The sequence below is a fragment of the Streptomyces sp. YGL11-2 genome (genome assembly GCF_050054615.1).
In the GTDB taxonomy this organism is placed as follows: domain Bacteria; phylum Actinomycetota; class Actinomycetes; order Streptomycetales; family Streptomycetaceae; genus Streptomyces.
Genome location: NZ_JBNHIN010000018.1, coordinates 75,631 through 97,701 on the forward strand (window position 1 = coordinate 75,631; position 22,071 = coordinate 97,701).

Genomic DNA, 22,071 nt, shown 5'->3' on the forward strand with positions numbered 1-22,071 from the left:
CCCCGCCAGGGCGTACCACCTCAGACCACGGTCCCCGGCGTCACCGGGACCACATCGGCGATCTCCTGGAGGAGCCTGTGCCGGGGGCGCGCTCCCACCATCGCCTTCACCGGCTCCCCGCCCCGGAAGACCATCAGGGTGGGCACGGACAGGACGGCGTAGGCGGACCGGGTCGCCGGGTTGGTGTCCACATCGAGCTCCACGATCTTCAGCGTTCCCGCCGTCTCCTCGGCGATCGCGGCCAGCACGGGCGCCAGCATCCGGCAGGGCCCGCACCAGTCAGCACCGAACTCGACCAGGACGGGGAGAGCGGACGCCAGCACCTCCCGCTCGAACGTCTCGTCCGTCACCGTCGTCGGTCCCGGTGCTGCTCCTGTGATGCCTGCCATGACGCTTCTCCCTTTCCTCTTCCTCACGGTCCCGTTCACGAGCCGCCGGCTCGCCGGCGGTCAGTTCGCAGCGCGGCGGCGGGCCGGCCGGGGTGGCCGCGGAGGCCGCGACCTCGGCGCGGGCCAGCTGGGCGCCGACCTGCTCGCGAATCTCCCGCAACCGGTCGATGACCTCGTCGAGTTCGGCGAGCTTGCTGCGGTACACCTCCAGGGAGGCGGGGCAGCTGTCGCCCTCGGGGTGGCCTGCGCGCAGGCAGTCGACGAACGGGCGGGTCTGCTCCAGGGTGAAGCCGAACTCCTGGAGCGTGCGGATCTGCCGCAGCTGCGCCAGGTCGTCCTCGCCGTAGTCGCGGTAGCCGTTCCCGGTGCGTCGCGCGGACAGCAGCCCGAGCGACTCGTAGTACCGAAGGGCCCGTGTGCTCATGCCGGCGCGTTCCGCCAGTTCCCCGATCCGCATCGATGTCCCTTCCGCCTGGTGCGTGCTTGCGACCGTAGACGTTGACGCGGGCGTCAAGGCCAGTCGGCGGTGGCGGGCCGCGATGGCCGGAGGCGAGGGGTGCGCGGGCGTGCCGGCAGGGATCGGCACGCCCGCGGGTGGGTCAGGTGCCGGACTTGCGGCCGTAGACGTAGACGTCGTCGCCGTTGCGGAGCAGGGACCAGTACTTCTTGGCGTCGTTGGGGCGCATGTTGACGCAGCCGTGCGAGCCGGGCGCCGACCAGACGCTGCCGCTGATGGCGTGGAACGCCTCACCGCCGTCGAAGAACTGGCTGTAGGGCATGGGCGTGTGGTAGATCGTCGACACGTGGTGCAGGTGCCGCCAGTAGATCCGCTGGAGGCCGGTGCGGGTCGCACCTCCCTTGCGCCCGGTGCGGACCGGCACCGGGCCGAAGACCAGCCGCGAGCCGTCCTGGATCCAGCTGAGCTGGCGGGTCAGGTCGACGCAGGCGATCCGCCCTCTGTTCGTGGGGCACTGGTGGGCGCGGTTCGGCTGATGGCCGGCCGCCCGCTGCTTCGCGACGAGCTGCATCACGCCCCAGGTGACGGGGCCCGCGTAGCCGTAGTCGGGGGTGATGCCGTGGCTGGTCTGGAAGGCGCGGATCGCCCGGCAGTCCGACGCCGACTGCCGGCCGTCGACCCGGAGCCCAAGGAACTTCTCGGCCTGGCGCTGGTAGGGGCCGCGGTAGGCGTTGCACGCGGACGCGGTGGCGGCCTCGGCGGTGGAGCTGAAGGCCACCGTCAGCGGCAGGGTCAGTGACGTGAGGGCCAGCGCCGCGCCCGCTCTCCGGCCCACGGCGGATCTGGGTATGCGGAGTTTCCGTAGTCGCTTCATGCCCGGTAGGACTCCCGGCCCCCGGCGTCGGTTGCGGGAGCGATCGGTCCGCAGCGCCTAATTCGCCAACAACGGGGTGGAGTTGGGGCACTCAAATGACGATCATGGAACGACCGGTCACGGAGTGACCGTTCCCCCTGGACAAGGAGTCGATTCCCCATGCCGACGAACCCCGCGGGCCGCGCCGTCCCCGCCGACCCGACCGCGCTGCACCCGATGCCCGGCCAGTCACGGGTGGTCCTGCTGAAACCCCTGGTCACCTCGCCTCTCATCGACGTCGGGGAGTTCACCTACTACGACGATCCGGACGACCCGACGGCCTTCGAGACCCGCAATGTGCTCTACCACTACGGCCCGGAACGGCTGGTCATCGGCAAGTACTGCGCACTGGGCGAGGGCGTGCGGTTCCTCATGAACGGCGCCAACCACCGGATGGACGGCCCGTCGACGTTCCCCTTCCCCATCATGGGCGGCTCCTGGAGCGACCACTTCGACCTGATCAGCGGGCTGCCCGGGCGGGGCGACACGGTGGTCGGCAACGATGTCTGGTTCGGGTACCGCGCGATGGTGATGCCGGGTGTCCGGATCGGGCACGGCGCGATCATCGCGTCCGGCGCCGTGGTCGTCGACGACGTCCCCGATTACGGGATCGTCGGCGGCAATCCGGCCAAGCTGCTGCGCCGTCGCTTTGCCGACGCGGACGTCGCGCGCCTGCTGGCACTGGCGTGGTGGGACTGGCCCGCCGAACACATCACCGGGCACATCCGGACGATCATGTCCGGCAGCATCGAGGAACTGGAGGCGGCGGCCCCCGACAGGGCGTGAGAAACCGTCCGGTGCGGCTGCCCAGAGGTGTCCCGGGGCGGCCTCACCGGACCCGGGCCACTCCGAAGCCCGGGCGGCGGAGCGTCCCTCCACCTTCCCCTACGGGCCCCGCGCAAGGCTTTCGGCCCCAGCCTGAACCCTCGTCCGCCCCGGCCGCCGGAGACCACGATGCGCCCATGTCGTCTCCTTCGCTTCCTCACCCCGTCGCCGCGGCGGACCGCCGCACCGTCCTGACATCGGCCCTGGCGGCAGCCGGACTGCTCCTCATCGGCAGCGGCACCGCACGCGCCCAGGCACCGGCCCGGGCGCGATCCGCGGACGGTGTCACCCTGCGACTGCCGGCCCCGACCGGTCCCCACCGCATCGGGACCACGACCCTCTATCTGGTCGACCGCTCCCGGCGTGACCCATGGGACCCGGCGATCCCCGTACGGGAGGTCATGGCCACGGTGTTCTATCCGGCCCGCACCGTCCGGGACGCCCCCCTCACGCCTCATATGTCCCCGGGCGCGGCGGAGTTGTTCCCCGCGTTCGCCGCCCCCTTCCACGGCCTTCCCGCCACCGGTGTGCGGTGGGCGGCCACCATGACCCATGCGCACACGGGCGCGCCCGCCCGGGCCGTACGGTGTCCCGTGCTGCTCTACAGTCCGGGCGGCGGCGATCCGCGCACCCTGGGCACCGGGCTCGCCGAGGAGTTGGCGAGCCATGGCTACGTCGTAGTGGGCGTCGACCATCCCGGTGACGCCTGCGTGGTCGAGTTCCCCGGGACGACTCCCTACCGCCGCACTCCTTTTCGTACCACCGTCTTCCGGGACGACCCCCGCAAGGATCCCCGGCTGGCCCGCACCATGATCGACGCCCGGATGGCGGATCTCCACTTCGTCCTCGGCCAACTGACGGCCCTGGCAGCCGGGTTCAACCCGGACGCCCTGGGGCGCGCCCTGCCCGCGCACCTCGGGCGGGCCCTGGACCTGCGACGGGTGGGCTACTACGGCCACTCGGCGGGCGGCACCGCGGTGGCCGAGGCGCTGTACGAGGACCACCGGGTCGCCGCGGCGGTCAACCTGGAAGGCTACCTGGACCGTCCGTCGGCTCGCCCGGGCCAGGAGGGAGAGCCCTACCCGGTCGCCCGCCACGGGGTGGATCGCCCCCTCCTTCTGCTGGGGACCGGGGACTTCATCGGAAGGGCGCAGGCGAAGAGGGAGCTGACGCGGTCCTGGTCGCCCCTGCTCGCCCACCCCGGCGGGCGCGTCCGCCGGCACGAGATCGGCCACGCGGCCCACTGGGTCTTCACCGATTACGCCGCCCTGGCACCGCAGTTGCAGGCCACCGGCCTGATGACGGCGGCGGCACGCCGCGCGCTGGTCGGCACCATCGCCCCCGCCAGGTCGGTGCCCGTGGTGCGCCATCACCTGCGGTCCTTCTTCGCCCGGCATCTGCACCGGCCCGAGGGGTAGGGCCCGTTCGGGGGGCATGGTCGGGATCGATGGCGGAGCCGCACACCGTGGCTCCGCCATGCCCGGGATCGTTCCGTTCCGCTCGGTCAGCCCGGCCTCGTGGTGCACACATAGGTGATCCAACGGCCGCCGCCCGCACGGGAGATCGCGTCCTGCTCCGCGGCGGTCTCCGTGGAGCCCCGGCCGCCCCAGTAGACACGGGTGTTGGGGTTGTAGGCGACGGCGCCGCAGCTGTTGACGAAGCCCACGAGAACCTTGCAGCCGGCGCGGTTGCAGCTGGTCATGGCCGATTGCTCGGCGGCGCTCGCGGAGGGGTAGTCCCACGACCGGCCATAGGTGCCGTCGTTCGCCACCGCTATGGCGCCGTAGTAGTACTTCGGTGGCGGCGGTGGAGCGGGTTGGTAGGTGGTCGGAACGGGGGCTGGACTGTAGGTCGTCGGGAAGGGGTTGGGGCTGTACGTCGTCGGAGCGGGAGCGGGGCTGTACGTCGTCGGGAAGGGGTTGGGGGAAGAGGAGTAGGGCGTCGTATACGGGTCGGTCGGATAGCCGCCGGCGGAACTGGAGTACGAGGCGGAGGAGTTGGCGTTGGTGTTGGTGTCGGACGAGTTGTGGTCGTTCACGAGCACCAGCACGATGAGGGCCACGGCCGCTACGGCCACGGCTGCGATGCCGGCGGCTTTGCCGGGCGGCTTGGCGCCCGGGCTCGATCCCCCTGTCAGGGCGGGGTTGCCTGGTGGGCGCCCCGTAGCGGGACCGCGAGACGCCGCGGGGGTTCGTACGGCCTTGAGCCGGCGGGTCGGCGCGCTGGCGGGGGTGGTTGATGCCGTGGCACCGGCCGCGGTGAGTTGCTCGGCCCACAGGGACGGCGCCGGCCGCTGGGAGGGATCCGGGTTGAGGCCGGCGCGGGCCAGGTCACCCAGGGGCGGGCTGAGCGCGGTCAGCGCGGCGGGATCGGTGGCGGACTGGTCGCGGGCGAAGAGCCGGACGGCGAGCAGGGAGAGCTTGTAGACGTCGCTGGCGCGGGTCGCCTTCTCCTCGCCCGCGGGTATCTGCCAGTCGGGCGTCTCCGCCTGGGGCAGCACGCTGGTGCCCCGCAGGCGCATCGCGTCGCTGTCGATGAGGAAGCACTCGGGCTTCGGGTCGGTGGTGAACAGCAGGTTCTTCGGGGAGAGGTCGCCGACCGTGATGCCGATGCGGTGGAGCCGGGCGAGCGTGGCCGCCAGGTCGGCCAGGATCAGGAGCCGGTCGCGTTCGCTGATGGCCAGGCCGATGCCGGCGACGTAGGAGTCGTCGTTGAGCAGGTACTCCAGGTTCGCGAGGCGCTGTGTGCCGGCGGTCGTCCCGGTCAGACTCCGGAGAGTGAAGCGGAAGCGGTCGGGTACGGCGCGCATGAGGAACCCGCAGGCGTGGCCGCCCCGTTCGACCACTGCCGCGGGCCAGGCGGTCTTGTCGCACAGCCACCGGCCCTCGTCGGCGCTCAGCTCGCCGAGCAGCCCGACGTGCGACGCGAGCGCGGCGGCGTCGAGTTGCGGCAGCACGGCGGCACCGTACTCCTTGTAGACCACGTCCCAGCCGCCGCCATCGGCCTCGTTGATCTTCTTGTGGGGCACCTCGTACACCGTGCCCTGGCCGCCCTGGCCGAGTTGGCGCCCCAGGGTGAGGGTGCCGTGTTCCACGGCAGGTGTGGGCTGCGGCGTCATCGTGGCGCTGCCGTGGCGTGCGGCCAGATGACCAGCAGGGAACGGTCGTCGTCGAAGGTCTCCCGGGAGAAGTCCAGCAGGTGCGCGAGCCACAACGGGGTTGGTGGTTCGGTGAGTTGGCGGGCGAACAGGGCGCCAACCTGTCCGTCGCCGTCGCCGAGCGGGTCCGCGAAGCCGTCGGTGCCGACCAGCAGTGCTTGGCGGGTGGTCAGCCGGACGCTGGTGCGGTTGAGGGGATCGGGTACGTGGGGCAGCGGTGTGACCTCGTTCGACACCAGCAGCGTGTCCGAGCCGGTCTTGGAGCCGAACAGCGGCTGGTACCGCCCGTTGGACAGATCCAGCACCCAGGCGCCGGAGTCCCCGATGCAGCAGAGCTCCACGACGGGCCCGGCGGGGTCGGGGCGCACCGTGCCGGCCACCAGCGTCGTCGCGTACAGACCGGCGACCTCGCCCGCCGCGGGCTCCTTCCCGTTCAGGCGCCACTGGGCGAGCTGCCGCAGCCGTTCGGCGGCGTGCCGGGCCACGTCCGGGAAGTTCATCTGCCCCTGCCCCTGGGGCATCAGGTGGAGCATCCGTTCCAGGGCGGCCCGGCACGCCTCGACGGAACCGAACTCGGACTCCGCGGCGCTGGAGACGCCGTCGGCGACCGCGAAGGCGATACCGCCGGTGGGCTCGTGGACCGCGGCGCGGGCGGCGTCCTGGCGCGGCTGCCGGTAGTAGCGGTGCTTGGCGCCGCGCACCGTGGCAAACCGCAGTGTGAGGGCTGGAGTCGACCACCCGTCGCATTCGGTGTCGGGAAAGTCGAAGGCGTACTGCCCCGGGGGCCGGGCCTCGAACTCGGGGCCGGGTGTCCCCACTTCGATCCGCCGCCAGGGCGCCGGAGCCGGTTCGGCCTGCGCGATCGGTGCTGCGGCGGAGCCGTCGCGGTGCGGAAAGTTCACTGACCGACCTCGTCGATCGCCATGCTGAACTGGTCCGGCCGGTTCACCACCAGTTGCGGGCTGCCCGAGTTCAGTGCCTGCCCCGAGGCGACCAGGCTCGCGGTGAGCGCGTGGAAGAACTCGGCGACCGCCTGGCCGATGTCGGTGCCGGGCTTGGCGACGAAGGCGAACTCGGGGCGTGTCGCCACCTCCACCATGGTGGCGGCCTGGGCGTCACCGATTCCGCAGGCGACGATGTTCGGGGCGGTCGGTGTCTGGGCCCGGTTGGTCAGCACGGCGTGCGGCTGCCGCCAGCTCCCGCCGTCGGTGGGCGCGCCGTCGCTGAGGAAGAACACCACCGGGCGGTGGACCTTGTACCCCTCGCCACGCAGCCACTGGACGTCGGCCGGGATCCGGTACAGCAGGTCGTCGAACACCGCCTGGTAGTTCGTCAGGCCCCGGATGGCCACCTGGGGCAGGCTGGTCTCGGTACGCATGTCGGACACCGCGAGACGCACCTGCACGTCATCGGAGAAGCCCAGCACCGCCAGCCGCAGCTTGGCCGCGATCATCGGCTCGGCCCGCAGCCCCTCGCACAGCGAGATCAGCCCGTTGGACAGGTCTTGCCGGTACGGCCCCATCGATCCGGACTCGTCGGCCAGCACATAGGCCGGCAGTAGTACACCCCTGGTCTCCGCCATACGGACTCGTCTCCCCCGTTTCCGTTCCGCTCACCAACTCGCTTGTACGTTACGGGGTTTGTTCCCTAGGAGCGCCCCCGCTGATGCCGTATCTTCCCAAAGGGCGAGGACGTACGGAAGCGACTCGGGGGAGTCACCGTGGGGGACCAACAGCGGCAGACCGGATCGAAGCGGCCGAATCTGCCGACCTGGCGGCAGACGCCCCGCGCCGTGCCGCCCCCGCTGCGCGAACCGTCCCCCTCCCCGTCAGCGACCGAGCCGCCGGCCGCCCGGACCGGGCCGCCCGGAGCAGCGGCAGCGGCTTCAGGCGGGGCGACGTGGGGCGACGATCCGCCACCCAGGCCCCCAAGTCCGCCTCCTTCGCCCCCCGTTGGCCCCCGGAGGCCAGGGGGCCAACAGCCGCCCGGGGGGCAAGGCCCTCGGCATCCCGTCACAGCCGGCATCGCCGCGTCCCCGCGCCCCAGGTGGCGGCCCACCGCCGTACTCGTGGCCTTCTGCACCGTCGTCGTTGTCGTCGCGGGACTGCTGTACGCACGCAGCGGATCGCAGGGTCCCCCCGCGGCGCCCGCCGAGCAGACCAGGAATCAGACACCCTTCGACCGCGCCCTGGCCAACCTCGCGACCGCACGGGTACTGCGCTACACGGAGACCGTCGCCACCGGCATCACCCGGCGGGACATCACGGTCACCCCGTCGGGCGCCCTGTTCGGCTCCACGGGCGAGGACGGAACGGGCCTGGAGCAGGACGTCCTCCGCATCGGCGGCAGCACCTACACCCGTGAGAAGAACGACCGGCCGTACGAGAATCCGGACGGAGGGCAGCAGACCCCCGACGCCCCGGGCGCATGGAGCGTTGCCGACTCGGGGAACGCTCAGCCGCTCGGCCCCGTGCTGGACCGGTTCCTGCCGCCGGCCGAGCTGGCGGTCCAACTCTGGGACGCGGTCGACGAACTGAAGACGCTGCCCGATCCGAACGACCCGCGTCTGCGGGCCGGGAACGTGAACGGCGTGCCGGCGCTGCGGGCCGACACCGCGGCGGGAAGGCTCTTCGTCTCCAGGGACAAGCCCTACCGCGTGCTGCGCCTGGAACCCTACGGCCTGTCCGGCCGGCCCGGAGACCGGCCCACCCACCCTCATACGGGCGGGTCGCCGTCCGCGGTGCCGCGGGTGACGACGGGCCCTCTGGAGAAGGGCGACTCCCTGGGGATGGACCTGTCCCCGATCTCCGGCGACCTGGCCGACCAGGCGTACAACGCCCTGGAGACGGATACCCGGCAGCTCGCCGACGTGGTGGACCAGGGCGCCGATGTCACGCTGACCACCTCGGACAGCCGTGTCAGCTGCGACACCGGGGCCTGCACGGTCCATGAGAGGTTCACCGGTGAGCTGACCTCCGGCACCGGGACCCGGCTCAGCGGTGGCCGCATCACCGCCGTCATGCGTACGACCGTGACCATCGGCGGCCAGGACGCCGGCGGCTGCACCAGCCCGCCGGGCACGTTCACCCTCACCGGAAACACCGTGTCGGGCAGGCTGTCCTGCTCGGATCCCGAGGCCGGCTCGGTCCTCGCCGCCCTCAACCCGGCATGCAAGGCCCCGGCCGATGCGGGGCCCCGCGCCCACGGCGGGCGGCCCGACTCCTGCCGCTTCCGCGCCGTGGCCGACCCCGTTGTCGACATCACCGTCCTGGCAGTCGGCGACGCGGACAAGCTCGTCCGACAGGTGCAGCAGGAAAGCCGCGACGGGCAGTGCCCCAACGGTAGGCACTCCCCCGATCCCGTCGACGACAGCAGCGATGCCCCTCGTACCTTCCCGAACCTGTTCCCCGCCGACACGCCTGACTCGGCCGAGCCGATTCCCCCGCGAACCGCACTGTCCCAAGCGGGCAGTTACCGTTACGTGGTACGCGAAGACGGTGAACTCGCCATCGGAAAGCGGACCGTAGGCGAGGTGGGCCTTGCCCGAAGCGGTCCCGTACTGGCTGCCGGAGAATTCAGGACCGAGGGAGGCAAGGTGGAACGCCTCGACAACAGGTCCGGCCACTACAGGCCCTATGGGGTCCATGCGGAGCAGGCGGCCCTTGCGGCGTTCAACAGGAAGGGACTCCACGCCGACGGGAAGTACATCGCCGCATGGGGCAGACCCGGCTGCTGATCCCGCATGCGTCGACGCCGTGCGAGCGGCCTGCAGCGAGCGGACCTGACCCCGGCGGATGTGACCGCCGGGGTCCTCCCTCGCCGCGGCCTTGTCTCCCGTCAACTCCCGGAGGTGCGCTCCAGGTGTTCCCGCAGGGCTCGGGCCATGAGATCGCGGTCCTCGCCGAGGACGAAGGCCCGTACGCCGTCGGCGCGCCATTCGGCGCGGCGCTCCGGGGTGGTGGACATGGCGCAGAAGGGGACGGCGTGGCGGGCGCAGGCGTCACGGATACCGCGGACCGCCTGCTGGACGCGGGGGTGGCGGAGCTGCCAGGGGACCCCGTAGGACTGGGAGAGGTCGGCGGGGCCGGGCAGGACGAGGTCGACGCCGCCCGGGACGAGGATGTCGTCGATCGCCTCGACTCCCTCGGCGTCCTCGATCAGGGCGATGAGCATCGTTTCGGCGTTGGCCCGGCGGATGTACTCGGCCGGCTCGATCCGGCCGAAGCCGGGGCCCCGGCCGCCGTTGAGGGAGCGCATGCCCTCCGGGGCGTAGCGGGCGGCGCGCACGGCGGCGTCGATGTCCGCGCGCCCGCGGACATGCGGGACGACGATGCCCATCGCCCCGGCGTCCAGGGCGCGCAGGATCGCACCGGGGTCGGCCTCGGGCACCCGGACGAACGGGGTGAGACCGGCCGTCTCGGCGGCCCGGATGAGGTTCTCCAACTGTTGCGGATCGACCAGGGTGTGCTCGGTGTCGAGAACGGTGAAGTCATAGCCGGCGCAGCCGATCATCTCGGTCACGGCGGGCTCCGGGACCGTGCTGAACAGGCCGTACACCTCCTCGCCCGCGGCGAGCTTGTGCCGGACCTCGTTGCGGCGGAGCATCTCAGACCTCGTCTTCCGTGCTGCCGGTGCGGTCTCCGACACCGGTGCCGGCGTCGAGGAAATGGAAGGTGGGGTGCGGGTGCATGAGGAAGTCGTGGTGGGAGATGTTCCAGGCGTAGGCGCCGGCGAGGGCGAACACCACCCGGTCGCCGGCCCGCAGCCCGCGCGCCGGGACCCGGCGAGCCAGGACGTCCTTGGGGGTGCAGAGCTGGCCGGTGACGGTCACCAGGTCGCCGCGCGCGGCCGGGCGCGGCCAGGGGTGCGGCCAGGACGTGTCGGACGGCAGCACCGCGCACGGCTGGTCGTGGCCCTTGGTCGCGGGGGTACGCAGGTGGTGGGTACCACCGCGGACCACGGCGAACTCCTCGCCGTGGCTGTGCTTGACGTCCAGCACCTCGGTGGCGTACCAGCCGCAGTACGCGGTCAGCGCCCGGCCCGGCTCGATGCGCAGGGTGAGGCCGGGGTGGGCGGCGGCGAGCCGGGCCAGGCCCGCGCCGTACGCGGCCCAGTCGAAGCGGCGCTCGGGGGCGGCGTAGTCGACGGCCATGCCGCCGCCGATGGTCACCTCGGGCAGCGGGACGCGGTGGCGTGCGGCCAGGCCGGCGGCCCACGTCACGATCGCTCCGGACACCGCCAGTTGTTCGGGGGCTTCCAGTCCGCTCGCCAAGTGGGCGTGGATGCCGCGGAGTTCGAGCTGTGGACAGGTGTCTCCGGCGAGGAGGGCGACGACTTCGTCGGCCTGGGTGGGGTCCAGGCCGAAGGGGGTGGGGCGGCCGCCCATGGCGAGCGAACTGCCGTCCAGGGAGCCGTCGTCGACGGGGAGGTTGAAGCGGGCCAGGACGGCGATGCGGCGTTCCGGGGCGAGGCGGGCGGCGAGGTCCGCCAACAGGTGGATCTCGTGGACGCTCTCCACGTGGAAGCGCTGGACACCGAGTTCCAGTGCCCGGGCGATCTCCGCGGGGGTCTTGCCCGGTCCGCCGAAGGCGAGGGGCGCGCCGGGTACCGTCTTGCCGACATGGGTGAGTTCGCCGCCAGAGGAGACTTCGTAGCCGTCCACGTACGGGTGCAGCGCGGCGAGGAGCTCCGGGGCGGGGTTGGCCTTGGCCGCGTAGTACAGCTCAACGCGCTCGGGCAGTGCGGCCCGCACCTCGGCCAGGTGCGCGCGCAGTGCCGTCATGTCGTAGAGGTAGGCGGGGAGTTCCTCGGAGGCAAGGGACAGCGCGCGGTCCTGGACGGCTGGTGTGGGGGTGGGGGCGGGGGTGGTCACGGTGCGCTCCAGGGGGTGGTGTCGTCGGTGCGTACGGTGCCCGACAGGACGTCCTCGACCAGCGGCGAGGGCAGCAGGACGTAGCCGGCTTCGCGGTCGGCCTTGCGCTCCCAGCGGGTGAGCAGATTGGCCTTGGCGGGCAGCGGGACGCCGGCCAGCAGCGCGGCCAGCTGCGGCGGGCAGCCGTGTCGGTCCGCGTACGCCTGAAGGGTGCGGCGGACCTGCGCCCACAGCTCGGCCTCGGTGCCCGGGTGCAGGTCGGCGAGGGCGGCCAGCATCTCCGCGACGTGGTTGACCAGCAGGCAGTACACCACACGGTCCCAGCCGCGCCGGGCGTCGTAGGTCATGGGTCCGGCGACCCGCTCGGGCAGCGAGGCCAGCAGCTCGGCGTGGTGCTCGGGGACGAGCTTGGTGCCCTCCAGGTCACGGAAGAGGACCTGGGCCGGCATGCCGTCGCCGTCGACGCAGACCAGGACGTTCTGGAGGTGGGGCTCCAGTACCAAGCCGTGGTCGAAGTAGGCGGCGAGCACCGGCGGGAGGAGGAGGTTGAGGTAGGCGGTCCACCACGCCAGCGCGGCCTGGGGTCCGGCGCCGTCCAGGAGGCGGGAGATCTGGGCCTCGCTGGTGGGGTACTCGTCGGCGACGGCGGCTGCCAGCAGCGGGGTGGTGCCGGGCAGCAGCCGCTGGGCCAGTCCCTCACGGACGATCACCCCGAACCCTTCCAGCAGTTCGTTGTCCGGCCGGCCATCAGGACCCGGCAGGGCCAGGCTGCGGTAGGCGGGTTCGCCGAGCACCGCGCTGCCCGGGAAGCGGGTGGCGAGGTCGCTGAGGGCCGGCGCCAGCAGGCGGGTGAGCGCCACCGCCCCGGACAGCTCGTAACTGGCGTTCTTGCGAAGGCAGTTGGTGATCCGGACGTTCAGGCTGAACTTGAGGAACGCGTCGCCGTCGTAGAGCGTGCGAACGGAGGCGGTGGCGGCGAAGGGACGGTCTCCGGTACCCAGGATGCGGATGTCGTCACGGTCCAGGGCCCGTTGGAGGCCCGGGTGGTCGCGCAGCAGCTCGTACTGCCAGGGGTGGGCGGGCAGCAGCCGGTAGCCGTCCGGGACGTCGGCGCACAGCGCGTCGAGCGGTCGGGCGGCGTCGTCGGCCGACTCCTCGGCGATCAGTTCCTCGCGCACGGCGAGCAGCAGCAGCGGGAAGGCGGCCCCGCTCTCGGGTGCGTACGACTGCCAGTCGGCCGGGTCGCCGGTACGGGCCTTGGGGGTGGGGTGGAAGCGGTGGCCGAGGACGAGCGACTGCTCGGAGGCGACATACGCCGACTGCCAGTCGGCATGGGCAGCCTGCCAGTCGGCATGGGCAGCCTGCGAGTCGGCACGGTCCGTCTGCCAGTCGGCACGGCCCGTCTGCCGTACGGCGAGTGCGGCGGAGACGGCCTGGTGGCTGGAGGCGATCTGGGCCAGGAACTCCTCGTTGTGCACCCCGGTCCGCAGCGACAGCTCGGCGTGTACGTACTCGGCCAGCCGGCGCCAGCCGAGCTCGGCCCAGCCGTCGTCGGTCTGCTCGGTCACCGGGCCGGTGAAGCGGTGCGCGCCGAACAGGGAGGTGCGGCGCAGGGCGACCCGCAGCAGCACGCCGCGGCGCGGCAGCCTGAGCAGCAGCCGGCCGTTGTCGACGGCGGTCTGGTGCTCGGGGGCGGAAACCTCGCGGAGCAGGCAGTTGAGCAGGGTGTGCGCGACGGCATGGTCGGCGGTGGGCGGTCCGGTGGGGGTGGTGGGGGCCGGTGCGGTCTCGGGGGAATCGGTCAGCGGGGGCATCAAGGACTCCTGCGGGTGCGGAGAGTACGGGAAAGGCGGGGCAGCAGACCGGGGACGGTGGTCGCGACCACGGTGGCCAGGGCTATGGCGGTGCCGGTCAGGAGGGGCGCGGCGGGGCCGAACCAGTCGTTGCCGGCCGCGGCGGCCAGGCCGGCGGCGACCGCACCGGCCTTGGAGAAGAACTCGATCGAGCCGAACAGCCCACCGGGGGCACGGCCCTTGGCGCACTCGGCGGCCAGCACCGACATGCACACCAGGCCGAGGGTGAGCCCGGCGCCGAGCACCAGCCGTACGACGACGAACGCGGCGAGCGAGTGGGCTGTGCCGTGTCCGGCCAGGCCCAGCGCGATACAGCCGAAGCCCAGGGATATGCCCAGCCGGGGGCGGCGGTGGAAGAGGTTGTGTACCGGGATCGCGGCGACCAGGTAGCACATGTGCGGGAGCGCGAACAGCACACCGGACACCATCGGGCCGGTGCCGGGGATGCGCTCCTGGATGAGGGAGATCAGGTAGGGGAAGGAGATGACGGTGGAGAAGACGAAGGTGAACTGGAGCGCGTAGAGGGCCCGCAGGGAGGCGGCCGGGGTGCGTCCGGACGGCTCGTCCGGGGCGGTTCCGTCGCCCGGCACCGCTCCGTCCGCCGCGTCCTCCGTGTCGGCCGTGGTCTGCGACGGCCCGGTTGCCCGGGTCCGGGGCGAATCCGGGAGCGCGGCCAGCAGCCCGGCGGCGGCCAGCGGCAGCACGGCCAGCACGGCGTACTGCCGGTGCGGCGACAGCCACGGCGTCAGCGAGCCGACCACGATCGGCGCGAAGACCAGCGCCGCCCGCGCGCTGCCCTGCATCAGCGTGAGCGCTCGGGACAGTGCCCTGCCCTCAAGTGCCGCGCCCAGATAGCCGTTCGACGCCGCGAAGGTGCCGCCCAGCACCCCCTGGATCACCAGTGCCACGGTGAAGGTGGGGAGCGAGTCGGCCCAGCCCGCCAGGAGGAATGCCCCGGCGAGCCCCAACTGGGCCCGCAGCAGCAGCCGTTTGCGTCCGAAGCGGTCGGCGAGCCGGCCCCACAGCGGCGCGCCGATGGCACCGAAGACCGTCGGTACGACGTACAGCAGACCGGCCCAACGGGCCGCGCCGTCGCCGAGTTCGGGCAGGATCTCGGTGAGGTACGGCGGCAGGCCCAGCGCGGCGAACGACGCCACGAAGTAACAGCCGGCCACCGCGTACACCTGGCGGGGGGCCAGGCCCGGGCGGGCCTTGGCTTCGATCCCGGCCGCGTCCGGTCGGCGCCGGGAGGCGGTCGGCGTCCGTGTCGGCCGGCTCATCGCGATGTCCCAGTCGGCAGCAGGTAGTTGGGGCCGGTGGTGTAGTGCTTGTTGATGTCGGCGGCGCCCGAGCGTTCCTTGGTCAGCAGGGTGCCGGCGCTGACCATGGCCTTGACCGGCAGATGCGGGGCGTCCAGCACGTACGAGCGCAGCGCGGCTCCGGGGTCGCCGGGGGCGGTGCCCAGCCGCTCGACGGCTTCGGCGAGCCGGTCGCGGACGAGGTCCAGGAGGGTGCCGAGGGGGGCCCGCCCGTGCCGGGCCAGCCCGAAGGCGTACGAGCCGGCGCACAGGTGAACGGTGATGGTCGCGAAGAGGTCGAGGACCGGCTGGTCGTCCGCGGCGAGGATCCGGGGGTCGGCGAACTCCGCCGGGTCCGGGGCGTCCGCTCCCAGGGTGTCGCGCAGCCGTACGGTGTTGAGCCGCGGCGCGTCGTTGTCCTTGAACAGCAGCCGCAGCCGGGTGCCGTGCGGCCCCTCGGTCAGTACCAGCGAGATGTTCTGCTGGTGCGACTCCAGGCCGATGCCGTAGCCGAACAGGGTGGTCTGCCAGTCGAAGAGCAGGGTCAGGAAGGCGTCGAGCAGGGCCAGTGGATCGCCGCCGTAATAGCGGTCGGCGAGTTCGTCGACGACCAGCCGCCCGCCGGGCGCCTGGGCGAGCAGTGCGGCCATCGGCACGACGGTGCTGCCCTCCAGGCCCTCCGGGTAGCGGCGGCACAGCACGGCCAGCAGTTCGTGACCGGCGTGTGCGTACACCGTCTCGTCGGCCTGGAGGACCGACGCCGCGAACCGCGGCTCGCGGGCGAGCACGGTCTCCAGCAGCCGCTGCCCGGCCGCGCCGTCGATGAGCGTACGGGGCTTGATGGTGCGGCGGTTGCGCAGCCCGAGCGTCGCGGTGGCCAGCGGCAGCTTGAGATGCAGCCGGGGATCGGCGTCCACCGCCACGGTCCGCATGGACAGCGTCGGCGTCACCGTGAGCAGCTGCCGCTCGGACAGTACGGCGTCGTGCTCCAGCCCGGTCTCGCGCAGCGCGTCCCGGAGCGGGGCGCCGAGGGTCAACGGGTGGACGGGGAGCGCGAGATGGCTGCCGCCGAGGTGCGGCAGGCCGAGCCGGGCCGGTGTCGGCCAGCAGTCGGGGAGCGCGGCAGGGCCACCGGGCACGGTGAGTGCGGCGCGCGGCACGGCCAGCCAGCGGAGCGCGAAGTCCGGCCGGAACTCCGGTGCGTACGAGCGAAGTTGAGCCTCGTCGAGACCGGAGCGACCGCGCGCGGTGGGGTAGACGGGGTGGTCGAGGCGGGCGGCGACGGCGTCGAAGCCGAGGCCGCCTTCCAGTCCCGTCCAAGTGGCCGACGACGAGCCATGACGCTGCGTCAGCTCGTCCGCCAGCTCGTCCGCGGTCCGGGCGTGCAGCCGCATCGTCGCGAGGGTCTGCCGGCACTCCTGTGCGAAGGCGTCGAAGCCGGGCCGGTCGAGCGGGTCGGCCAGCGCGCGCAGGGCGGCGATGACCTCGTCGACCGTGGTGAGCCGTGCACCGTCGGACTCGCGGACCAGCAGCGGCAGCCGGGCCGCGTCCGCGCTCTGGTAGCCGTCCGGGCCCACCGGCAGGAGCAGGGCGCCGGCGGCGGGGTCCGCGGGCAGCCGCAGCCAGCGGCCGTCCGGCCGCTCCAGCGGCGTGGTGCGGGTGCGCAGCCCCACCACGTCCTCACGCAGCAGCGCGCCGAGTACCCGCAGCAACAGGGTGGACTCCTCGGCCGCGGAGTCGTCGCCCGGGCCGGCGGTGGTGTCGAGGGCGACGGTCACGGCGTGATCTCCCAGCGCTCGGTGGCGAAGAAGCGGTCCGTGACCCGGTCCACGGCGGCTCGGTCGGTGCCGGTGGCGCGCAGGACGCCCAGGTAGTCGCGGTTGGTGCGGTACAGCGGGTGCTCGGCGCCGATCGCGCGGAGCGGCCGGTAGACCAGCCGTATGCCCTCCTCCTCGCGGTCCGCGGCGGCCGGCGCGGCGGTGAGCGTCCCGGCCCGGTCGGCGCGGGCGTACTCCAGCCGGCCCGCCCCGTCCCGCCGGGCCCCGAGGTCCGCGGGCAGCGGCTCGCCCAGATGCGTCCGCAGGACGTGTTCGAAGAGGGGGATGCCGAGGGCCTGCTCCAGCAGGAGATCGGACTGGTCGCCGATGATGCGGTAGTTGACCTCGATGAGCCGCGCCCGGCCCTCGTGGACCACGAACTCGGTGTGGCAGGCGCCGAACCCGACGCCCAGCGCGTCGAGTTGGGCCAGCACCTGGGCGGTCACCGGCTCCGGATGGGCGGTGACGAAGTCGTGCCGCTCCTCGATGAAGGCTGGCGGGGCGGAGACGGTGGTGCGGAAACCACCCAGCACATGGCGTATCCGGCCGTCGCCGAGGGTCTCCAGGCTGTGCAGGTCCCCGGCGAGGTACTCCTCGGCGACCAGCGCGGCCTGCGGACGCCGGGCCTGGATCTCCTTGGCGTGCGCGACCAGTTCTTCCCGGTCGGCGGCCAGCCGCACGTCCTCGCTCGCCACGCCCTCACGGGGTTTGACGACGCAGGGGTAGGGCAGCCCGGCGGCGGTGAGCGCGGACGGGTCCTGGCCGGCGGCGAGTTCCACGGACCGGACCGGGTCGATGCCCGCCGCGGCCAGGTGGCGCCGCATCTCGGCCTTGTTCTTGGCCCGCAGCGCGACGCGCCAGTCCTTGCCGGGCAGGCCGAGGTAGTCGGCGGCCAGCGCGGCCTGGGTCTGGAGGTGGTCGCTGTTGGTGAACACCGCGTCGGCCTGGTGGTGGGTGGCGATGCGGGTGAGGACGGCGCGGAAGTCGTGGACGTCGCACTCCAGGACCTCGGCCTCGGGGCCGGCTTGCCGGTGTGCTTCGGGCTGGTCCGTCAGGACCGTGACGTCGAGACCGAGACGGGCGGCGGCGGGGAGGAAACCGTCGGTGACCGAGTCGGTGGGGTTGAGAGCGAGCAGATACATCCGCATGAGCGGAACCCCTTCGGGATCAAGGGCGGTGCGAGGTGGTTTCGGGCATGGCGGCAGGCCGAAAGAACCGGCCCGCCACCGTTGCGCGGCGATCGGTGCTGCTGAGGGGTGCTGCGTACTTCTGAGGCGCGATCAGTTCCGCCGAGCCGGGCTCAGTTCTTGGGCAGCGGAACGCCGGCGGCCCTCGCGACGTCGGCGAGCATGTGCTCGGCGGCCTGGATGCCGATGCCGGACATCCAGGTCTCGTCGGGCACGGTGAAGACCTTGTGGTCCTTGACGGCGGGCAGGTCCTGCCAGACCGGGTTGGCCGTGACGTCCTTCTGCTGGGTCTTGTCCGGGGTGTCGGCGACGGTGACGAACACCAGGTCGGCGTCGGCCTTGTCGATCTGCTCCGGGCTGACGCTGATCATCGTCTTCTTCGGGTCCGTGGAGCTCTGGGACGCCGGCCGGGCCAGACCGATGTCGTTGAGGACGACACCGCTGTAGGAGGACTTCTGGTAGAGCCGGGTCGGGCCGGCGATGAAGCGGACGACCGAGGCCGACGGCATCCTGCCGTACTTCTTCTTGATCGCCTCGCCCAGCGCCTTCGCCCGCGCCTCGTACTCCGTCAGCTTCTGGTCGGCTTCCTTTTCCAGGCCCAGCGCCTGGGCATGGACCTTCAGATTGGCCTTCCAGGGGCCGCCGGTGGTCTCGGTGAAGACGGTCGGCGCGATGTCCTTGAGCTTGTCGTAGATCTTCTCGTGCCGGACCTTGGAGGACAGGATCAGATCGGGCTTGAGGGAGATGATTTTCTCCAGGTTGGGCTCCAGCAGCGGGCCGACGTCCTTGACACCCCCGATCTCGTCCTTGAGGTAGGTGGGGAAGCCGCCCTCGGTCTTCATGTGCGGGGAGACCGCGCCGACGGGCCTGACGCCGAGCGTGGTGACGTCGTCGAGTTCACCGGTGTCCAGGACCACCACGCGCTTGGGCTTGGCGGGGATCTTCACCTCACCGCCCATGGCGCTCTTGACGGTGCGCGGGAAGCCCGCGCCGGCGCTCTTCGCCGAGTCGTCGTCCGAGGACGTGCCGCCACCGCAGGCGGTGAGGGCGGCGGAGCCCACGGCGACGGCGAGCAGGGCGGCAGGCAGCCGGCGGATCACACCGGGAGCGGTTCTGTTGAACATGCGGTTCGGCTTCCTTCGAGGGGGGCGAGCGGAGTGCGGGACGGGGAGCGTCCGTGGGGAGGACTGTCGGGTCAGGCGGTCACGGCGGTGTTCCGGCGCTCGCCGGCCTTGGGGATGACCAACGGGGTACCGGTCTCGGGGTCGGGGATGACCCGGCAGTCCACGTCGAACACGGACTTGACCAGCTCCGCGTCGAGGACGTCGGCCGGGGCGCCGGCCGCGGCCAGTTGCCCGTCCTTGAGGACCACGAGATGGTCCGCGTAGCGGGCGGCCTGTCCGAGGTCGTGCAGCACCATCACGACGGTGCGGCCCGCCTCGGCGTGCAGTGCGGCGACCAGGTCGAGGACGTCGAGCTGGTGCCGGAGGTCCAGGAACGTGGTGGGTTCGTCGAGCAGCAGCAGATCGGTGTCCTGCGCCAGCGCGAGGGCGATCCAGGCACGTTGGCGCTGGCCGCCGGAGAGCCGGTCCACCGGCTGGTCGCGCAGTTCGGCGGTGCCGGTGCGCCGCAGCGCCTCCTCGACCGCCTGCTGATCCGCCGCCGACCAGGGGCTGAGCAACTTCTGGTGCGGGTAGCGGCCGAGCCGGACCAGCGCCTCGACGGTGATCGCGTCCGGGGTGACCGGCTGCTGCGGCAGCAGTCCCATCCGCAGCGCCAGCGCCTTGGCGGACATCCGGTGGATGTCCGCGCCGTCCAGCGCCACCGTGCCCGCGGCCGGCGTCAGCAGCCGGGACAGGCCGCGCAACAGGGTGGACTTGCCACAGGCGTTGGGTCCGACGACCGCCGTGACCGCGCCGCCGGGCAGGACGAGATCGAGACCGCCGACGATGAGCCGGTCGCCGTACCGCAGATCCAGTCCGTGGGTGGAGAGCTGGTTGGCGGTCATCGGACACTCCTGTTCACGGAACTGCTTTGACGGATCATCAGCATCAGCAGCCAGGGCGCTCCCAGGGTGGCGGTGACCACTCCGACCGGCAGCCCGCTGACCGGGAGCAGATACTGCGCCACCAGATCGGAGGCGAGCAGCAGCACGGCACCGGCGAGACCGGACAGCGCCAGCGTCCCGGCGGTCGGCGGGCCGGCGAGGAACCGCACCAGGTGCGGGACGGCCAGCGCGACGAAGGCGACCGGGCCGGTGAGCGCGGCGGCCAGCGAGGCCAGCACGATGGCGACGACCAGGACCTGAAGCCGGGCGACGTGGGTGTTCAGGCCGAGCGCCCCGGCCGAGTCCTCGCCCAGGTCGAGCACGGCCAGCCGGCGGTGCAGGGTGAACGCGACCACGAGGGCCACCGCCAACGCCCCGCCCGCGGCCCCTACTTCGGTCCAGGTCCGCCCGTACACCGAGCCCGTCGTCCACTGGAGCGCCGAGCCGGCCAGCTCGGTGGGGAACCGGACGACCATGAAGGTCACCGCTGCGGACAGTCCCGCCTGCACGGCGAGTCCGACCAGCACCAGCCGGGTGACACTGACCCCGGCACGCCAGGCGAACACCCCCAGCAGCACCGCGGCCAGCAGCCCGCCGCCGAGCGCCGCCAGCGGAATCAGCGCCTGCGAGGCACCGGCGGCCAGCATCGCCACCGCACCGAACGAGGCACCGCCGGTCACCCCCATCACATCGGGCGAGGCGAGCGGATTGCGGAACAGCCGCTGGAGCAGCGCCCCGCCCATCGCCAGCCCCACCCCCGCGACGATCGCCGCGACCATCCGCGGGGCCCGGAACTCCTGGACCACCAACACGGTGGCCGAATCCCCCAGCCCGAACAGGCCCTTGACCGCATCGAGGGGCGGCAGCGGCATCTCGCCGTTCGCCACCGACACCGTGATCAGCGCGCAGAGCACCACGGCACCGGCGACCGCGACCAGCCCAGTACGCCGCGGCGGCTTCCGGCGCCCGGCGGCAGCGGCCCCGGACGACGGCTTCTTCTTCACCACAACGTCACTCATCGCGCCGCCTTCCGGGCCAGCAGCGCCAGCAGGGGCGCACCGAGGAAGGCGGTGACGATGCCGACCTGGAGCTCGGAGGGCCGGATGACGAGCCGTCCGAGGATGTCGGCGGAGAGCAGCAGCAGGGGGCCGGCGATCAGGCAGCCCGGCACCACGATCCGGTGGTCGGAGGTGCGCAGCAGCTGGCGGACCAGGTGCGGGGCGGCCAGCCCGATGAAGGCGAGCGGACCGGCCACGGCCACCGCGGACGCCGCGAGCAGCACGACGGCCAGGCCGCCGACCGCGCGGATCCGGGACACCGGCACCCCCAACGCCTGCGCCGAATCGTCGCCCAGCGCGAGGGCGTTGAGGGCCGGGGTGATGACCAGGGCGACGACCAGACCGATCACGAGCGTCGGCAGCACCGGCCAGAGCACCGCCAGTGGCCGTTCGGCCAGCGAACCGGCCAGCCAGAACCGGGCCTCGTCCAGCGAACGCTTGCTTGCCAGCATGACCGTCGAGGTCCAGGACAACAGGACGAGCTGGAGGACGGTGCCGCCCAGCGCCAGCCGCACCGGATCGAGGTCGCCGGCCCGCCGTGCCAGGGCCTGGGCGAACAGCGCGGCGCCCGCGGCTCCGGCGAAGGCGAACCAGACGTACTCGACGGGCCGGGTCAGATGGAGTGCGTAGATCGCGGTGACCACGGCGAAGCCGGCGCCGGCGTTGATGCCGAGCGTGGCGGGCGAGGCGAGCGGGTTGCGGGTGATGCCCTGGACGACCGCACCGGCGACTCCGAGCGCCGCGCCGACCGCGAGCGCGATCACCGTCCGGGGCAGTCGAAGTCCCGTCACCACAAGGGCATCCCGCCCGTGCGTGCTCCCGGACAACGCGTCCAGCACGGTGGACAGCGGCACGGACCGGGCCCCGAGGGCAAGGCTCAGCGCGGCGCAGACGGCCAGTGCGCCGAGCCCGGCCACGAACAGAGGCAGACGCCGCAGAACTTGCACAGGAGGAGGCGCCTCGGGCACCGGGGGTGCCATGGCGGCGGATCGCTTGATCGTGGACACGCCTCAGGACATTAGGTTAGGCAAACCTAAACTTGCAAGCCGGCCCCCGGGAACAGCTCCTTTCGCCGGCGAAAACCCCGACCGGACCCTCCCGTTTCACCACAGGGCCTCGCCGTCGGGGAGCCGGCGAGTCCAACCTGCCGACGCCGATGGCCAGACCGGCCTGACGGGCGATTCCACGGACAACCCAT

General features: G+C 72.5%; 18 protein-coding genes and 1 pseudogene. 3 read left to right on the forward strand and 16 right to left on the reverse strand.

The window, feature by feature from the left end; all coding sequences use genetic code 11:
* Positions 1-20: 20 nt before the first annotated feature.
* From trxA to ACO1BR_RS21570, 3 genes and pseudogenes are all read right to left on the reverse strand, one after another.
* The gene (gene trxA / locus ACO1BR_RS21560) at positions 21-389 is read right to left on the reverse strand and encodes a thioredoxin (protein WP_426796708.1); all 369 of its coding nucleotides are present in this window, start codon (positions 387-389) and stop codon (positions 21-23) included.
* 61 nt (positions 390-450) lie between these two features.
* A pseudogene (locus tag ACO1BR_RS21565) lies at positions 451-846 on the reverse strand (MerR family transcriptional regulator); the annotation flags it as partial.
* A 142-nt stretch (positions 847-988) separates the two neighbouring features.
* Complete coding sequence (locus ACO1BR_RS21570; RefSeq protein WP_426796709.1) at positions 989-1,720, reverse strand: L,D-transpeptidase family protein; 732 nt, start codon at positions 1,718-1,720, stop codon at positions 989-991.
* A 159-nt stretch (positions 1,721-1,879) separates the two neighbouring features.
* On the opposite strand from ACO1BR_RS21570, the gene ACO1BR_RS21575 reads away from it, so the two are divergent.
* Both ACO1BR_RS21575 and ACO1BR_RS21580 read left to right on the forward strand, forming a co-directional pair.
* Positions 1,880-2,545, forward strand: a complete 666-nt coding sequence (locus tag ACO1BR_RS21575; RefSeq protein WP_426796710.1) for a CatB-related O-acetyltransferase — start codon at positions 1,880-1,882, stop codon at positions 2,543-2,545.
* Positions 2,546-2,721: 176 nt separating this feature from the next.
* Positions 2,722-4,002 carry an alpha/beta hydrolase gene (locus ACO1BR_RS21580; protein WP_426796711.1) on the forward strand — a complete coding sequence of 427 codons (1,281 nt, stop codon included), beginning with the start codon at positions 2,722-2,724 and terminating at the stop codon, positions 4,000-4,002.
* Between the two features lie 86 nt (positions 4,003-4,088).
* Here the strand turns inward: ACO1BR_RS21580 and ACO1BR_RS21585 are convergent, their stop codons facing one another.
* Genes ACO1BR_RS21585 through ACO1BR_RS21595 form a run of 3 tightly spaced genes read right to left on the reverse strand, consistent with a single transcriptional unit; the run spans position 4,089 to position 7,323 of the window.
* The gene (locus ACO1BR_RS21585) at positions 4,089-5,702 is read right to left on the reverse strand and encodes a DUF4189 domain-containing protein (RefSeq protein WP_426796712.1); all 1,614 of its coding nucleotides are present in this window, start codon (positions 5,700-5,702) and stop codon (positions 4,089-4,091) included.
* Positions 5,699-6,643: a protein phosphatase 2C domain-containing protein gene (locus ACO1BR_RS21590; RefSeq protein WP_426796713.1), complete on the reverse strand. Its 945-nt coding sequence runs from the start codon at positions 6,641-6,643 to the stop codon at positions 5,699-5,701. The genes ACO1BR_RS21585 and ACO1BR_RS21590 overlap by 4 nt, the downstream gene beginning before the upstream one ends.
* Complete coding sequence (locus ACO1BR_RS21595; protein WP_159505746.1) at positions 6,640-7,323, reverse strand: vWA domain-containing protein; 684 nt, start codon at positions 7,321-7,323, stop codon at positions 6,640-6,642. The genes ACO1BR_RS21590 and ACO1BR_RS21595 overlap by 4 nt, the downstream gene beginning before the upstream one ends.
* 486 nt (positions 7,324-7,809) lie before the next feature.
* On the opposite strand from ACO1BR_RS21595, the gene ACO1BR_RS21600 reads away from it, so the two are divergent.
* Positions 7,810-9,477, forward strand: a complete 1,668-nt coding sequence (locus ACO1BR_RS21600; protein ID WP_426796714.1) for a hypothetical protein — start codon at positions 7,810-7,812, stop codon at positions 9,475-9,477.
* Positions 9,478-9,578: 101 nt separating this feature from the next.
* Here ACO1BR_RS21600 and ACO1BR_RS21605 read toward each other — a convergent pair whose 3' ends face one another.
* The 10 genes from ACO1BR_RS21605 to ACO1BR_RS21650 all read right to left on the reverse strand — a co-directional run bounded on the left by ACO1BR_RS21605 (position 9,579) and on the right by ACO1BR_RS21650 (position 21,853).
* Positions 9,579-10,346 (reverse strand): HpcH/HpaI aldolase family protein, encoded by a 768-nt coding sequence (locus ACO1BR_RS21605; RefSeq protein WP_426796715.1) that lies wholly within the window; start codon positions 10,344-10,346, stop codon positions 9,579-9,581.
* Position 10,347: 1 nt separating this feature from the next.
* Positions 10,348-11,613: a type III PLP-dependent enzyme gene (locus ACO1BR_RS21610; RefSeq protein WP_426796716.1), complete on the reverse strand. Its 1,266-nt coding sequence runs from the start codon at positions 11,611-11,613 to the stop codon at positions 10,348-10,350.
* Positions 11,610-13,427: an IucA/IucC family protein gene (locus tag ACO1BR_RS21615; protein ID WP_426796717.1), complete on the reverse strand. Its 1,818-nt coding sequence runs from the start codon at positions 13,425-13,427 to the stop codon at positions 11,610-11,612. Before ACO1BR_RS21615 ends, ACO1BR_RS21610 begins: the two co-directional genes overlap by 4 nt.
* Complete coding sequence (locus ACO1BR_RS21620; protein WP_426796718.1) at positions 13,427-14,746, reverse strand: MFS transporter; 1,320 nt, start codon at positions 14,744-14,746, stop codon at positions 13,427-13,429. Before ACO1BR_RS21620 ends, ACO1BR_RS21615 begins: the two co-directional genes overlap by 1 nt.
* Positions 14,743-16,542 carry an IucA/IucC family protein gene (locus ACO1BR_RS21625; RefSeq protein WP_426796719.1) on the reverse strand — a complete coding sequence of 600 codons (1,800 nt, stop codon included), beginning with the start codon at positions 16,540-16,542 and terminating at the stop codon, positions 14,743-14,745. Before ACO1BR_RS21625 ends, ACO1BR_RS21620 begins: the two co-directional genes overlap by 4 nt.
* Entirely contained in the window at positions 16,539-17,729 is a 1,191-nt protein-coding gene (locus ACO1BR_RS21630) for an ATP-grasp domain-containing protein (protein ID WP_426796720.1), read from the reverse strand. The genes ACO1BR_RS21625 and ACO1BR_RS21630 overlap by 4 nt, the downstream gene beginning before the upstream one ends.
* A gap of 152 nt (positions 17,730-17,881) precedes the next feature.
* Positions 17,882-18,892, reverse strand: a complete 1,011-nt coding sequence (locus tag ACO1BR_RS21635; RefSeq protein WP_426796721.1) for an ABC transporter substrate-binding protein — start codon at positions 18,890-18,892, stop codon at positions 17,882-17,884.
* A 71-nt stretch (positions 18,893-18,963) separates the two neighbouring features.
* Positions 18,964-19,776: an ABC transporter ATP-binding protein gene (locus ACO1BR_RS21640; RefSeq protein ID WP_426796722.1), complete on the reverse strand. Its 813-nt coding sequence runs from the start codon at positions 19,774-19,776 to the stop codon at positions 18,964-18,966.
* Positions 19,773-20,834, reverse strand: coding sequence for a FecCD family ABC transporter permease (locus ACO1BR_RS21645; protein WP_426796723.1), 1,062 nt, complete (start codon positions 20,832-20,834; stop codon positions 19,773-19,775). Before ACO1BR_RS21645 ends, ACO1BR_RS21640 begins: the two co-directional genes overlap by 4 nt.
* On the reverse strand, positions 20,831-21,853 hold the full coding sequence (locus ACO1BR_RS21650; RefSeq protein WP_426796789.1) for a FecCD family ABC transporter permease: 1,023 nt from the start codon (positions 21,851-21,853) through the stop codon (positions 20,831-20,833). Before ACO1BR_RS21650 ends, ACO1BR_RS21645 begins: the two co-directional genes overlap by 4 nt.
* Between the last annotated feature and the right edge of the window lie 218 nt (positions 21,854-22,071).

Coding starts and splice junctions, on each gene's coding strand:
- ACO1BR_RS21580 (WP_426796711.1), top strand. CDS start 2,722: ATGTCGTCTCCTTCGCTTCCTCACCCCGTCGCCGCGGCGGACCGCCGC.
- ACO1BR_RS21595 (WP_159505746.1), bottom strand. CDS start 7,323: ATGGCGGAGACCAGGGGTGTACTACTGCCGGCCTATGTGCTGGCCGAC.
- ACO1BR_RS21645 (WP_426796723.1), bottom strand. CDS start 20,834: ATGAGTGACGTTGTGGTGAAGAAGAAGCCGTCGTCCGGGGCCGCTGCC.
- trxA (WP_426796708.1), bottom strand. CDS start 389: ATGGCAGGCATCACAGGAGCAGCACCGGGACCGACGACGGTGACGGAC.
- ACO1BR_RS21605 (WP_426796715.1), bottom strand. CDS start 10,346: ATGCTCCGCCGCAACGAGGTCCGGCACAAGCTCGCCGCGGGCGAGGAG.
- ACO1BR_RS21570 (WP_426796709.1), bottom strand. CDS start 1,720: ATGAAGCGACTACGGAAACTCCGCATACCCAGATCCGCCGTGGGCCGG.
- ACO1BR_RS21630 (WP_426796720.1), bottom strand. CDS start 17,729: ATGCGGATGTATCTGCTCGCTCTCAACCCCACCGACTCGGTCACCGAC.
- ACO1BR_RS21650 (WP_426796789.1), bottom strand. CDS start 21,853: ATGGCACCCCCGGTGCCCGAGGCGCCTCCTCCTGTGCAAGTTCTGCGG.
- ACO1BR_RS21585 (WP_426796712.1), bottom strand. CDS start 5,702: ATGACGCCGCAGCCCACACCTGCCGTGGAACACGGCACCCTCACCCTG.
- ACO1BR_RS21575 (WP_426796710.1), top strand. CDS start 1,880: ATGCCGACGAACCCCGCGGGCCGCGCCGTCCCCGCCGACCCGACCGCG.
- ACO1BR_RS21640 (WP_426796722.1), bottom strand. CDS start 19,776: ATGACCGCCAACCAGCTCTCCACCCACGGACTGGATCTGCGGTACGGC.
- ACO1BR_RS21615 (WP_426796717.1), bottom strand. CDS start 13,427: ATGCCCCCGCTGACCGATTCCCCCGAGACCGCACCGGCCCCCACCACC.
- ACO1BR_RS21635 (WP_426796721.1), bottom strand. CDS start 18,892: ATGTTCAACAGAACCGCTCCCGGTGTGATCCGCCGGCTGCCTGCCGCC.
- ACO1BR_RS21620 (WP_426796718.1), bottom strand. CDS start 14,746: ATGAGCCGGCCGACACGGACGCCGACCGCCTCCCGGCGCCGACCGGAC.